The organism is Bacillus cereus group sp. TH152-1LC (genome assembly GCF_027710505.1).
Lineage (GTDB): Bacteria > Bacillota > Bacilli > Bacillales > Bacillaceae_G > Bacillus_A > Bacillus_A mobilis.
In genome coordinates, this window is the sequence record NZ_JAQFNK010000008.1 from 89964 (window position 1) to 102659 (window position 12696).

A 12696-nucleotide genomic window follows, 5' to 3' on the forward strand; every position below is an offset into this window, starting at 1 on the left:
TTGTTTTTGTAGCGTCATAGAATGGTACGAGGCGATTCCTTTTTTTGTAATCTGGTGATAAAATTAATTGAATATTTAGTTTTCGGAAGGAGGGCAACGATGCCAGCACAAATAAATGGGAAATTAATGAATCAGTTAGCGATTTTTTTTAGTACAATCGTTATGTTTCAATTTGTAGCTGAGGTAACAGGACTTACTCAAAATTTAGACCTTACGTATAACTTAATACATACAGCATCGTCCTATATAACGTTTAGTTTGGCAGTCGTTTTTACTTTAATAGGTGCAAGGAGAGAATTAAGTAAATATGCAATTATTTTACTATGTTCAGTTGTAGGTATTAAAGCGATTTATTTTGCGCTGTTCGTTATTTTATGGGGATTGGCAGGTACGCCGTAAAGGGGAGGATGATTATATGAGTAATGATAATAAGAGCGTAATTATCTAAGCTAACTTAGGTAATTACGCTCTTATTCGTTCAATGATCTAGTCTGAAATTGCTTGAAACGCTTTTCTACACCGATCTCTTTTTTGCAGTCTTCTTCTATATTTTTTTCTATCCCGCTTTACTCCTTGTATATACATGAATAAGCTAACGAGAAGGAAGAAAGTACATTGCATCGTTAAAATGTACGGTGACATGCCTTGTAATGGTTGCTTTGGGTCATACAAGTGAAAAGGTGCTCCACCTATTGTAGGGAATATTGTATTTAGCAGGACGTACGGAATGGAGGCAACTGCGAATGGAAAGAGAATCGCCATATAGTCTTTTTGTGACCATACAGATGCAGCAAGTCCTAAAAGGGCCATTAAACCTGCGAATAAAAAATTAATTCCGATATATACAGTAATATAAGTGAGAGGCGCATCGAAATATAGGTTTGCGAACATTCCATCAGCATTTATGATACCTGAACCAATCGTAGGTGTTCCGTCTGGAATGGTTAATTTGCAAAATAATAACGATAAGATGAATGGAAGCGTATAAAGAAACCCTCCGCAAAAAAACGTAACGATATATTTCGTTACTGAATAAGGAAATATAGAAATTCCCTTACTCACGAACGGTTTAAAACCATCTGACTTATCCGAATTGTAACTTGTACTAAAGGGGAAACTCGCAATAACTGGCATTAATAATAAATAAACATCCATTTCATTGTCGCGGAATCCAATCCATTTTAAATCTGTTGATATAGGACCATTCGCTGCGTCTCCTAAATAACGAATGACATAGTAATAGTGATAAATGCAAATAAGAACGAATCCACTAAACATCATAATTAAAGAAATACGACTACCAAAAGCTTGCTTTATATTTAAACGAAGCGCACGCATCATGACTGAAAAAGCCTCCACTATTTTGATAAACTTGTCTATTTTCTATATTACTATTAAATGTAAAGATTTTCTTGTTTTTTTATTTGATTATTTGAAAAAAGAGAAATTCGTTGTCGTTAAGTAAGGTTTATTTATGAGTTAATAAAATCTGGTTTCTAAAATACATTGGTAATTATTAATCGTAGTTTAGATAAGTTAGGAGAAATAGCGTTGTATAATAATAATTAGAACAGATGATGAAATACTATGTTGAAATAAAAAAAGTGTTCCTGAATTGCTTACATTTGGAACACTTTTTTACAGTTAAATGATATAAGGTAATATGATTATGAAAGAAATACACCCTCGTATTAGATGGTGATGTATATGAATTTTGTCGTGAAGATAATAGCCATTCCTTATTGTTAATACGTGTACAGTAGTGAGAGTGACAATTAATAGAAATAATATAGAGGGGATGAAAAAAATTAAAATGCTAGATACAAGCATAATTATTCCGGACACAGTAATTCCGACAGCAGAGTAAGTAGGTATACGTTTCTGTTTATATTGAGTTAACCCAGCTAAGATGAGAAGAGAAGCATAAAAGATAGCTAAAATACTACTACTCCATGAAAAGATATTCAAAATACTTCCTCCTTGTATATTGCTAAAATATGATTTCATTAAAATATGCGGGGTTAACCCCCTGTCAATAAATAATGTTAAGGAAGTGAAAAAAATGCGAATCGGAGAATTTGTTACGCTATTACATACTACAAAAGATACAGTTCGGCACTATGAAGATTTAAATTTAATTGTTCCAAATCGAACAAATAATAGAAAAGGGTATAGTGAAAAAGAAATAGTAGACTTTCAAGTTATTATTGAATTAAAAGAGATGGGGTTGAGCCTGAAAGACATTCAACTACTATTTGAGCTGAAAGGTTTATTAGGATGTGGGGATAAGAAACTAATAGATGAAGTAGTAGCTAAACTTAAAAATCATGCAGATTCTTTACTGTTAGAAGAAGAAAACATCCGTAACAGAAGGATTCAATTACAAAAAAATTGAGTGAAATAAAGAAATTATTATGAAGATATTCTAGTTTTTCATATAAGCATTCTTTTTGATACACTATGGACAGTGTTATATAACTTGACTGGAATTTTTTAATACTGGAAATAATAAAAAAGAGAACTTGTATAGAATGTAAGCGTGTGGTAATATCAAAGATGTACTGATTGACTATATTATCCAATTGGTCATTTTTGGAGGTGACGATGTGGCGATAGATCGAAAACGTTCTATTATTGATGCTGCAACAAAGTCTTTTTCAGCGTTCGGTTATAAAGCAACAACGATGGATCAAGTAGCGAAGTTAGCGAATGTAGGAAAAGGAACGATTTATACTTTTTTCAAAAATAAAGAAGAGCTATTTGGTGAAATTATTTCTAATTTAATTACAGAGATGAAGCAAGTTGCAGAAAATGCAATTCGTTCAGATGTTTCATTTTTTGAAAATGTACATAGAGCATTATATAGCATATTAGAATTCAGAAAAGAACATCAGCTCATGATTAAGTTAATTCAAGAAGAGCGCGATATGGGAACGAAAGAAGTACAAGAAGTGATGCAACAAGTAGATGTGGAAATCGTTTCTGTCATTCAATCGTATTTAAAGATTGCGATTGAAAAAGGTGAGATTGGCAAATGTGATCCAGAAATTACAGCATTTATTATGCTTCGCTTATACGTATCGCTTATTTTTGATTGGGAAAAAAATCATGAACCGCTAGAAAAAGAGAAAATCGCAGAATTATTTGAACTTTATTTATTAAAAGGATTGTCAAACTAAGATAATCCTTTTATTATTATAAAAAATGACCGTTTGAACAAAACGGTCATACGTTTATTTTAGGGAGGGATAATAGAAATATTCACTTCATATGAAGAAACAGTTGCATAGTATAAATTCGGGGATAAGGCATATGTATGAATAGGTATAGCCTTTTTATTTGGGAGGAAATGACCAAATGAACAATTTGGTCATTTAGAAAAGGGGGAGAAATGATGAAATGGAATCAGTTACTTCGTAAAGAGTTTACTGAAATTATAAAAAGTAAAAAAATATTAATTCCAATTATCGCGGTTTTATTCGTACCAATTTTATATGCAGGTATGTTTTTATGGGCCTTTTGGGATCCGTATAAACAGTTAGATGATTTACCAGTGGCGGTAGTCAATTTAGATAAAGGTGCAGTATTTGATGGGAAACCAATTGAGGTCGGAAAAGGGCTTGTTGACAACTTAAAAGATAATACAAGTTTCAAATGGGAATTTGTCAGTGAAAAAGAAGCGAAAAAAGGAATGGAAGGTAGAAAGTATTACATGTTAGTACGCATTCCAGATGACTTCTCAAGTAACGCTACAACGTTATTAAAAGATGATCCAAAACCATTAAACTTAGAATATATTCCAAACGAAAGTTTAAACTTCTTATCTTCACAAATTGGCGGAACAGCGATTGAAAAAATTAAAGGTGAAGTATCAAGTACGTTAACGAAAACATATGCAGAGAAAATGTTTGATTCCATTCAAGACGTCTCAAAAGGATTAGCAGATGGGGCGGAAGGAGCAAATAAACTACACGACGGATTAAGTGAGCTACATGATGGTTCAAGTAAAGTGACGGATGGCCTTCATACACTTCAAGGGAAGTCTGGAGAGATGAAGGATGGAGTGGGGAAATTAGCAGATGGATCTGGGAAAGTAACGGAGGGTCTTTATACGTTGCAAGGAAAATCAGGCGAAATGACAAGTGGTATTAATAAGCTGTTAGATGGATCTGGTCAGGTAACAGCTGGTTTGCATACTTTGCAAGGAAATTCAGGAGAGATGACAACAGGCATTGCTAAGTTATTAAATGGATCCAGTGAAGTGACAAATGGAGTAAGTAAATTAACAGATGGTTCAAGCCAATTAACAAATAATTTAAATACATTTGCAAATAAAACGGGTGAATTACAAAAAGGGGTGGATGACCTTTCAATTGGATCAGGTCAATTATATGGGGGATTAAACGATTTAACTGGCCGATTTATAACATTTAATAATGGTTTACATGATGCTTCTCTCGGATCTAGTGATTTGAAAAAAGGTGCTACTAACCTTTCAAATGGGATGAAAACGCTGGATAGCGCACAAGGTAACCTAGCGCAAGGAGCTCAAAATATTCAACAAGGTTTACAAAATTTAAATAATCAATTGGAAGGTTTTAAAACTGGATCATTGAACGTGAAGCCAAATGTAACAGGTTCATTGAAACAAGTAAATGACAAGATAAATGGAGCTGAAAGTAATATAAAACAATTAGATTCAGCTGCGCAGTTGAATGTAGAGAATTCAAATAAAGCAATGCAAGATGTAGCGGCTTTACAAGAACAGATTAAGAGCTTACCGGAAGAATACCAAGAAAAATTAAAGCCTTTTATTATGAATGCTACAAATAGTACTGCTGTTGTTCAAAAGAATTCAGCAGGAGTAGCAGGTACTACAGGTCATTTAAAAACTGAAGTATCAAATTTAAAAGAGAATGTAAGTGAAACCGTTAATGGATTACAAACGGAATTACCGAATCCTCAAGTTTTAAAAGAACTAGCTATGGGTGTTGAAAAGTTAACGAATGGACAGAACGTTTTTGTTACTAAATTCCAGGAATTCGGTAAAGGTTTAGATGAAGTAAAATCTGGGGCTATAAAAATTGAAGAAGGTAGTCAGCTGTTAGATGGAGGAATAAGTAAATTAGCTGAAAATGGCCCGAAACTTATAAACGGATTAAATGAATTAACAGCTGGTTCAAATAAGATAAATGGCGGGTTAAATAAATTATCAACAGGGTCAGAGCAGTTAACGCTGGGAGCGAATAAGTTAGCGGACGGTTCTAATAAAGTAACAAGTGGTTTAGGACAGCTAACCAATGGTTCGGGTCAAGTGACAACAGGCTTAGGCACATTATCAGGGGGAACAAACCAATTAGTCGATGGAGTAAATAAGTTAGCAGACGGTTCCGGCCAAGTGACAACAGGCTTAGGCACATTATCAGGAGGAACAGGTCAATTAGTTGATGGAGTAAACAAGTTAGCAAATGGCTCTGGCCAAGTAACAACAGGATTAAGTACATTATCAACCGGCTCAACCCAGCTAATCGACGGCGTAAATAAACTAGCAGACGGATCCGGAAAAGTAACGGACGGCCTCGTAAAAGTAAATGATGGTTCCGGTGAACTTGCTGAGAAACTTGGCGAAGGAGCAGAGAAAACTGGTGAAGTGAAAGGGACGGATAAAACGTATGATATGTTTGCAAGTCCTGTAAAAGTGAAGACGGAGAAAATGGCGGAAGTTCCTAACTACGGAACTGGATTTACACCGTATTTCTTATCACTCGGTTTATTTGTTGGGGCGTTATTATTATCAATCGTTTATCCATTACGCGATACAGTTGGCGTTCCGAAATCTGGATTTAGTTGGTTTATTAGTAAGTTCGGCGTGTTACTATCAGTCGGTATTATTCAAGCGATTGTAGCAGATATTATATTACTATTCGGCTTAGGTGTAGAAGTACAAAGTATTCCGTATTTCATACTCTTTAGCATCGTTACAAGTTTAGCATTTATCGCATTAATTCAATGTTTAGTAACGGCATTTGGTGATGCAGGGCGTTTCATCGCCATCATCACATTAATTATTCAGCTTACAACAAGTGCGGGAACATTCCCACTAGAATTGATTCCGAAGTTTTTACAACCATTCAACGCTTGGTTACCGATGACATATTCTGTATCAGGACTGAAAGCAGTCGTATCAAGCGGAGACTTTAATTTCATGTGGCAAAACGTAGGGGTGCTCATGATTTTCATTGTTGTATTATCACTTGGAACAATTGCATCCTTAACTTGGATGCACAAACGACAATTTAGAAATATTGCTGAAAATCAATCGATTGAAGCGTAGAAAAAAGCACCTTTCTGGTGCTTTTTTTATTTTAATGTAGGCATCTTTTCTATAGTTTATATATGAATCTTTTTAAAAGCTATAGAGACGAAAGAAAAGGGTTTACAACAATTTACAGAGAAAACTAGAATAGAGGAGTTGATATGATGAAAGGAAATCTTACTTATTATTTTATCTTAAATCCGCTAATCATCTTTCTTGTTTACGCCCTTTCACCTATCTTGTTTCATAAAGAAAAATATATAAATATGAAAGATGCACTAGGAATACTTTTAGTTTACTATGTGCTAATTAGCGGATATTACTTTATGGATGTTGTAAGTAAAAGAATGAAGAAAAATAATAAGGACGAACAATAAAGTTGTAGTATTAAAAAACCGATGGAGGATAACAAAATGACCGAAAATGAAATGAAATTCAGAGATACGACGATTCGTAACTTTTTCGATAAAGAGGACCGCCTAAAATCGATTCCAGGTCAAAAGAAGAAAAAACTAGTATTGTTAGAGCATTTAACTAGCAAATTAAATGCTGAAAATCAATATACAGAAAAAGAAATTAATACATTCATAAAACAATATCACGATGATTTTTGTACGATTAGACGTGAGTTTATTGTGCACGGGTTTATGGAGCGAGAGGATAATATGTACCATATAAACGGGAGAGAAGTTTGGACGAAGTGGGAGGAGTTAAAATAATGAATTAGAAAGGGAATCCTCACGTTATCTATTCTTCTTTGTAGTTTTTAGAAAAAGGTATGAGGTGATTCAGTGATACGATTAGCAAAAGAGATTGATGCAGAATCCATTATGAATATTAGAAAAGAAATTATATTATCGGAAACTACTACTAAGTTTTTTATAGTATCTCCAACTAAACTGCCCAATGATATTGATGCAGAAAAAGAAAAGATAGGGAAAGGCAATGAAAAGGGTAATCTTTACATAGTTTATGAAGTAGATAAAAAAGTGGCTGGCTTTTTAATTTTCAATCGATATGAATTAGACCGCTTACGACATGCAGGCACAATGGGAATGGGGATTAGAGAGGCGTACTGTAATCAAGGCATTGGTACGAAACTAATTGAATTTCTTATTAGCTGGGCTAAAGGACAGGAAGGTTTAGAGAAAATTTGCTTAGGCGTAGTTTCTATTAATGATAGGGCGATTAAGGTGTATAAACGTATGGGATTTATAGAAGAAGGAAGACAAATAAAGCAAATTAAATATGAAGATGGATCTTATGGAGATGACGTATTGATGGGGCTTTATATTGAATAAAATAAAGGAGTTTTCTATTGATAGTAAGTGAGACTTTATGAGTCATCATATAGACGGTGCATATTTTAGTGATAAGACTGCCAATATTGGCAGTCTCTTTTTAGTGGAAGGTTTACACTTAGCAAGCCTTAAGTTCCAATCGCTCTTTCTGACGAAGATGATGTGCAAAATGCATAGAAATAAGCTGGAACCATTCTGCTGCATGTAAGTAACCAAGCCCAGGATGTTCGACTTTACAATCACTTGGGATAGAAGAAAGTGTTGGCTCAATGTCTTTAACAATTGTAATTAAGTCTAGAAGCTGTTTCTGTACGTCTTCTTTATTAGCTGGGTTTTCAGGCGTATATCCAGGATGATCTGGTAATTTGATTTTTATGTCTGGGAAAGCTCCCATCATATATACCTTTTCTCCCATATCCGTTTTTTTATTAGTTACAGAAGGCGCTTCAGTTCTGCATTTCGCGATTGCATCTAACTGCATGTGTGTAGCTGAAATTAAGTGATTATACATTTGACCGAGAGACCATTCCTCATGAGAAGGCTTCATCCTAAATTGTTCTATAGAGTACTTTTCTAATTCCTCTATGTAGTACGTTGCTAACTCTTCAAAATTCTTCATATCACTAACTCCTTTTTATGAAAATGTATTTGTTACTCCCTACTATAAAGAAGTAATGCTGACAACATTATGTCAGTAGTGAAATGCAACAATTAAAGTTTTAACATTTTCCTTGCTTCATCACGGATTTTCTCAGATAGAACGTTTGGTTCAAGTACTTGCACTTGGCTTCCCCAGCTTAATACCCATTGAAATACTTCGTCTATGTTTCTCGATTTCAAAAAGACGTGAAAACCATTGTCTCTATGCTCGTATGAATCTATGAAGAAGTATCGTGATTCAATAATTTTATGTGCAATATGGGCTGGGAATAATAAATGAATCATCACAGTACGGTTGCTTTCAGGCTGATATTCTTGCAAAGAAAAGTCTTCGGGTTTTGTAAAGAATTCTTGTTCTCGCTGTAATTCCTCCATTCGATCTAAGCGGAAATTACGTATTTGTTCTCGCAGTAAACAATGGGCAACGACATACCAAATTCCTGAAATATTGACTAAGCCGTAAGGATGAACGGTCCGTTTTATTTTTGTAGTTTCTCTTGGTTTACGATAAGAAAAAGAGATAGCCTGTTCTTTTTGGATAGATTCTTGCAACAGGATAAGTTGTTTTTCAAGGTTTTCTTGTTCAGATTGTTTGTGTGAAAATATAGGAGAAAGGAAACGGAAAGTCCCTCGTAACTCTCGGGATTTCTTTTGTTGATCAGTAGGGAGGACAACCTCAAGTTTTTCTTTTGCCGATTTTGCATGTACAGAGAAAGAAGAAGTGAAAGTTTTCTCGATATAATCACCGCCTAATAAAAGAGTAACAGCCTCTTCAGACGTAAGCTGAATGGGTGGTAAGAAATAGCCATCCATTAATGAATAACCTTGGCCAGGCGTGGCGAAAAGTGGGACGCCAGATTCACCAAGTGCATCCATATCTCTATAAATCGTTCTTATACTTGTCTCAAATTTTTCAGCTAAGCTTTGTGCTGTAACAGTTTGTCTTCTTTGTAATTCAATTAATATAGCTAATAAACGATCCGTCCGATTCATGAAGTATCCCCCTGTATCTTTTATAAATATGCCTACTGTAAACTTCTAAAACTAATATAAATTTCCCTCCTATTAACAGACTTTTTCCTATGTATAATATTAATATAGTAAAATCATAACAACCCATATTGCAGTTTCCAATAATATACTATATAATCAATTTAAGAAAACGTTTTCATGCAAAGGGGGAGAATTTCGTGTCGACTATAGAGGACGTGGCGAAATTAGCGGGGTTATCAAGGACAACGGTTTCTAGGGTGATTAATAATCATCCATATGTTTCAGATGAGAAGAAAAAAAGGGTTCAATTAGCAATGAAGCATTTAGGCTTTGTTCCTAATTCTGCGGCGAGAAGGCTTCGTAAACAAAAGACGGAAACAATTGCGGTGCTCGTTCCAAGGATTACAAATCCTTTCTTCAGTAGATTTATCGAAGCAATCGAGATTGCTGCTTCTGAACATAAATATAAACTGATTATTTGTCAAACAAGATATTTACCGGAAAAAGAGATGGAGTATTTACAATTATTATCTACGAAACAAGTAGATGGGATTATTCTATGTTCACTAGAAAATCCGTGGGAAGATGTAGAGCCATACTTACAGCACGGTCCAATCGTGTTATGTAATGAATATATTGAGGAAGCAAATGTTCCAACAGTGAAGTTTGATCATGCACAAGGAGCATACATAGCTGCTAAGCATGTGTTAGAACAAGGATATCGTAATCTTATTTTTTGTCGTGGTAACGAAACCAAAGTGGTTAGCCAACAGCGAAAAATGGGCTTTTTACGTGCCATCACGGAGAAGAGCCGCCAAGTAGAAGCGATCGATTTTCTTGAAAACGCTTTCTCTTGGGACGATGGAAAGAGAATATTCCATGAAGTATTAAAGGACAAAAAAAATCCTACCGCGATTTTGGCAGGAGGCGACGAGGTTGCAGCTGGAATTATTTCAGAGGCAAAACGCCATGACTGGAGCATTCCAGATGATCTCGCTGTTATCGGTTTTGATAATCAAATATTATCACAGATTACAGAGCCAGGTATTACGACAATTGAACAGCCAATCGATGAGATGGCCCGAAAAGTTGTCGACCTGATGATGGATAAAATCCATACGAAAAATTATCGACAAAAAGAATTGTATGAGTTTGAACTGGAGCTCTTGGTGAAAGGTTCAACGATGAAGAAAGATACGATGTTATTAGCCTAGTAGACTATGTCTGCTAGGTTTTTTTATGTTCATAAACTACTATTCTTCGTGAACGCAGTCATCACATTTGTTATGGTACGCTTCGTGCTGCTCATCAATTTCTTTCCCGCAGTGCGCACAAGTTTTCGTCGGTAAATTTCTGAAAAACTCCATTGGTTGATCGATCATGTCAATCCCTCCATTTCCATTTCTTACTATCATTGTATTAGTACAAAAAACAAAAGTCAACAACTGTTTTATAACAAAATTGAAAATTAATGAAAAAGTTTAGGAAATGGATTATAGTTAACAATGTAGGATGTAAGTGAAACATGCATTCCTACTCGGTTTTTAGAAAGGATGGATACATATGAAAATGACTGTTGTCGGCTTTTGGGGCGGCTTTCCAGAAGCGGGAGAAGCAACGTCGGGGTATTTGTTTGAACACGATGGTTTTCGTTTACTTGTAGACTGTGGTAGTGGTGTACTAGCACAGCTTCAAAAATATATAACACCGTCTGATATAGATGCAGTTGTACTTTCGCATTATCATCACGATCATGTTGCAGACATTGGGGTATTGCAATATGCGAGATTAATTACGAGTGCGACAAAGGGGCAACTACCGGAATTACCAATATACGGTCATACGTTTGACGAGAATGGATTCCATTCTTTAACACATGAACCACATACGAAAGGAATCGCATACAACCCAGAAGAAACACTTCAAGTTGGACCGTTCTCGATTTCATTCTTAAAAACTGTTCATCCTGTTACATGCTTTGCGATGCGTATTACAGCTGGTAGTGACGCTGTAGTATATAGCGCGGATTCCAGTTATATTCCTGAATTCATTCCATTCACAAAAGATGCTGATCTTTTCATTTGTGAGTGTAATATGTATGCACATCAAGAAGCGGCAAAAGCAGGACATATGAATAGTACAGAAGTAGCAAGTATTGCGAAAGATGCGAATGTAAAAGAACTTTTATTAACGCATTTACCGCATACAGGCAACACATCTGATTTAGTAACAGAAGCAAAACAAATTTTCAGTGGCTATATTACGCTAGCGCATAGTGGCTACGTATGGAACTCATGAGGTGATATGATGTTATTTATTGATAATAAAGGAATTACAGATCCTAGAATAAACTTAGCAATTGAAGAATATTGTGTGAAGAATTTAGATATTAACGAAACATATTTACTGTTCTACATTAACGAACCTTCCATTATCATTGGTAAAAACCAAAACACAGTAGAAGAAATTAATGCAGATTACGTAAAAGAAAAAGGTATTCATGTCGTTCGTCGTCTATCAGGCGGAGGCGCAGTATATCACGATTTAGGAAACTTAAACTTCAGCTTTATTACGAAAGATGATGGAGACAGTTTCAGCAACTTCAAAAAATTCACAGAGCCTGTAACGAAAGCTCTTGGTAAATTAGGCGTAAATGCAGAACTAAGTGGTCGTAACGACATTTTAGCTGAAGGTAGAAAAATTTCAGGTAACGCGCAGTTCTCAACGAAAGGTCGTATGTTCAGTCACGGTACGTTACTATTTGACTCTGAAATCGATCACGTCGTATCAGCGTTAAAAGTAAAAATGGATAAGATCCAATCAAAAGGAATCAAATCAATCCGTAGCCGCGTTGCGAATATTACAGAGTTTTTAAATGAAAAAATGACGACAGAAGAGTTTAGACAACTTCTTCTAGAAACAATTTTCGAAGGTGAAATAGACATTCCGATGTACGAATTAACAGAAAATGATTGGAAAGAAATCCATAAACTTTCTGAAGAACGTTATCAAAATTGGGATTGGAACTACGGAAAATCTCCAAAGTTCAACTTACAACATTCACACCGCTTCCCAGTTGGCCAAGTTGACGTTCGTCTTGAAGTGAAAAAAGGAACAGTAACAGAATGTAAAATTTACGGTGACTTCTTCGGCTCACTAGATGTACATGACATTGAAGAGCGTCTAACAGGTGTACAATTTGATAAAGATGCATTCACTGTAGCTTTAGAAGGCGTAGATATCGCACGTTACTTCGGTAATATTACAACAGAAGATTTCTTACATTTATTCTTCTAAAAATGAGGGAGGCTGCCGTAACTGGCAGCCTCTTTTTTTTGCGTAAATTTTCGGTAAGTCGATACAATTTCACTCACCATACAATCACAGGACATTTCCCCCTTATAAAGGAATATATATATATTTAAA

The 12696-nt window shown here is 35.2% G+C and carries 14 protein-coding genes; 10 read left to right on the top strand and 4 right to left on the bottom strand.

Going from position 1 to position 12696, the window contains the following annotated elements; translation table 11 throughout:
- Positions 1-99: 99 nt before the first annotated feature.
- Complete coding sequence (locus PDL00_RS19015; protein ID WP_270730654.1) at positions 100-399, top strand: hypothetical protein; 300 nt, start codon at positions 100-102, stop codon at positions 397-399.
- Positions 400-486: 87 nt separating this feature from the next.
- Here PDL00_RS19015 and PDL00_RS19020 read toward each other — a convergent pair whose 3' ends face one another.
- Positions 487-1341, bottom strand: a complete 855-nt coding sequence (locus PDL00_RS19020) for a hypothetical protein (RefSeq protein ID WP_242257188.1) — start codon at positions 1339-1341, stop codon at positions 487-489.
- A 721-nt stretch (positions 1342-2062) separates the two neighbouring features.
- Here PDL00_RS19020 and PDL00_RS19025 point away from each other — a divergent pair.
- From PDL00_RS19025 to PDL00_RS19050, 6 genes are all read left to right on the top strand, one after another.
- Positions 2063-2395, top strand: a complete 333-nt coding sequence (locus PDL00_RS19025) for a MerR family transcriptional regulator (RefSeq protein WP_270730656.1) — start codon at positions 2063-2065, stop codon at positions 2393-2395.
- Positions 2396-2606: 211 nt separating this feature from the next.
- Complete coding sequence (locus PDL00_RS19030) at positions 2607-3179, top strand: TetR/AcrR family transcriptional regulator (protein ID WP_098275586.1); 573 nt, start codon at positions 2607-2609, stop codon at positions 3177-3179.
- A gap of 215 nt (positions 3180-3394) precedes the next feature.
- Positions 3395-6334, top strand: coding sequence for a YhgE/Pip domain-containing protein (locus PDL00_RS19035; protein ID WP_270730660.1), 2940 nt, complete (start codon positions 3395-3397; stop codon positions 6332-6334).
- A 143-nt stretch (positions 6335-6477) separates the two neighbouring features.
- Positions 6478-6693 (top strand): hypothetical protein, encoded by a 216-nt coding sequence (locus PDL00_RS19040; RefSeq protein WP_270730662.1) that lies wholly within the window; start codon positions 6478-6480, stop codon positions 6691-6693.
- Positions 6694-6729: 36 nt separating this feature from the next.
- Entirely contained in the window at positions 6730-7035 is a 306-nt protein-coding gene (locus PDL00_RS19045) for a DUF2087 domain-containing protein (protein WP_270730664.1), read from the top strand.
- A 72-nt stretch (positions 7036-7107) separates the two neighbouring features.
- Positions 7108-7617 carry a GNAT family N-acetyltransferase gene (locus PDL00_RS19050; RefSeq protein WP_270730666.1) on the top strand — a complete coding sequence of 170 codons (510 nt, stop codon included), beginning with the start codon at positions 7108-7110 and terminating at the stop codon, positions 7615-7617.
- A 118-nt stretch (positions 7618-7735) separates the two neighbouring features.
- Here PDL00_RS19050 and PDL00_RS19055 read toward each other — a convergent pair whose 3' ends face one another.
- Complete coding sequence (locus PDL00_RS19055; protein WP_270730668.1) at positions 7736-8236, bottom strand: DinB family protein; 501 nt, start codon at positions 8234-8236, stop codon at positions 7736-7738.
- Positions 8237-8328: 92 nt separating this feature from the next.
- Positions 8329-9270 (bottom strand): helix-turn-helix transcriptional regulator, encoded by a 942-nt coding sequence (locus PDL00_RS19060; protein ID WP_270730670.1) that lies wholly within the window; start codon positions 9268-9270, stop codon positions 8329-8331.
- A 197-nt stretch (positions 9271-9467) separates the two neighbouring features.
- Here PDL00_RS19060 and PDL00_RS19065 point away from each other — a divergent pair, with 197 nt between their 5' ends.
- Positions 9468-10484 carry a LacI family DNA-binding transcriptional regulator gene (locus PDL00_RS19065; RefSeq protein ID WP_000103724.1) on the top strand — a complete coding sequence of 339 codons (1017 nt, stop codon included), beginning with the start codon at positions 9468-9470 and terminating at the stop codon, positions 10482-10484.
- 39 nt (positions 10485-10523) lie between these two features.
- Here the strand turns inward: PDL00_RS19065 and yhfH are convergent, their stop codons facing one another.
- Positions 10524-10652: a protein YhfH gene (gene yhfH, locus PDL00_RS19070; RefSeq protein ID WP_000567010.1), complete on the bottom strand. Its 129-nt coding sequence runs from the start codon at positions 10650-10652 to the stop codon at positions 10524-10526.
- Between the two features lie 181 nt (positions 10653-10833).
- Here yhfH and PDL00_RS19075 point away from each other — a divergent pair, with 181 nt between their 5' ends.
- Positions 10834-11568: an MBL fold metallo-hydrolase gene (locus tag PDL00_RS19075; RefSeq protein ID WP_270730672.1), complete on the top strand. Its 735-nt coding sequence runs from the start codon at positions 10834-10836 to the stop codon at positions 11566-11568.
- Between the two features lie 9 nt (positions 11569-11577).
- Positions 11578-12567, top strand: coding sequence for a lipoate--protein ligase (locus PDL00_RS19080; RefSeq protein WP_242256196.1), 990 nt, complete (start codon positions 11578-11580; stop codon positions 12565-12567).
- Positions 12568-12696: the final 129 nt, after the last annotated feature.

Excerpts from the sequence above, each read along its gene's own strand:
- PDL00_RS19080 (WP_242256196.1), top strand. The coding sequence starts at position 11,578 with ATGTTATTTATTGATAATAAAGGAATTACAGATCCTAGAATAAACTTA.
- PDL00_RS19025 (WP_270730656.1), top strand. The coding sequence starts at position 2,063 with ATGCGAATCGGAGAATTTGTTACGCTATTACATACTACAAAAGATACA.
- PDL00_RS19055 (WP_270730668.1), bottom strand. The coding sequence starts at position 8,236 with ATGAAGAATTTTGAAGAGTTAGCAACGTACTACATAGAGGAATTAGAA.
- yhfH (WP_000567010.1), bottom strand. The coding sequence starts at position 10,652 with ATGATCGATCAACCAATGGAGTTTTTCAGAAATTTACCGACGAAAACT.
- PDL00_RS19075 (WP_270730672.1), top strand. The coding sequence starts at position 10,834 with ATGAAAATGACTGTTGTCGGCTTTTGGGGCGGCTTTCCAGAAGCGGGA.
- PDL00_RS19060 (WP_270730670.1), bottom strand. The coding sequence starts at position 9,270 with ATGAATCGGACGGATCGTTTATTAGCTATATTAATTGAATTACAAAGA.
- PDL00_RS19045 (WP_270730664.1), top strand. The coding sequence starts at position 6,730 with ATGACCGAAAATGAAATGAAATTCAGAGATACGACGATTCGTAACTTT.
- PDL00_RS19040 (WP_270730662.1), top strand. The coding sequence starts at position 6,478 with ATGATGAAAGGAAATCTTACTTATTATTTTATCTTAAATCCGCTAATC.
- PDL00_RS19020 (WP_242257188.1), bottom strand. The coding sequence starts at position 1,341 with ATGATGCGTGCGCTTCGTTTAAATATAAAGCAAGCTTTTGGTAGTCGT.
- PDL00_RS19035 (WP_270730660.1), top strand. The coding sequence starts at position 3,395 with ATGAAATGGAATCAGTTACTTCGTAAAGAGTTTACTGAAATTATAAAA.
- PDL00_RS19015 (WP_270730654.1), top strand. The coding sequence starts at position 100 with ATGCCAGCACAAATAAATGGGAAATTAATGAATCAGTTAGCGATTTTT.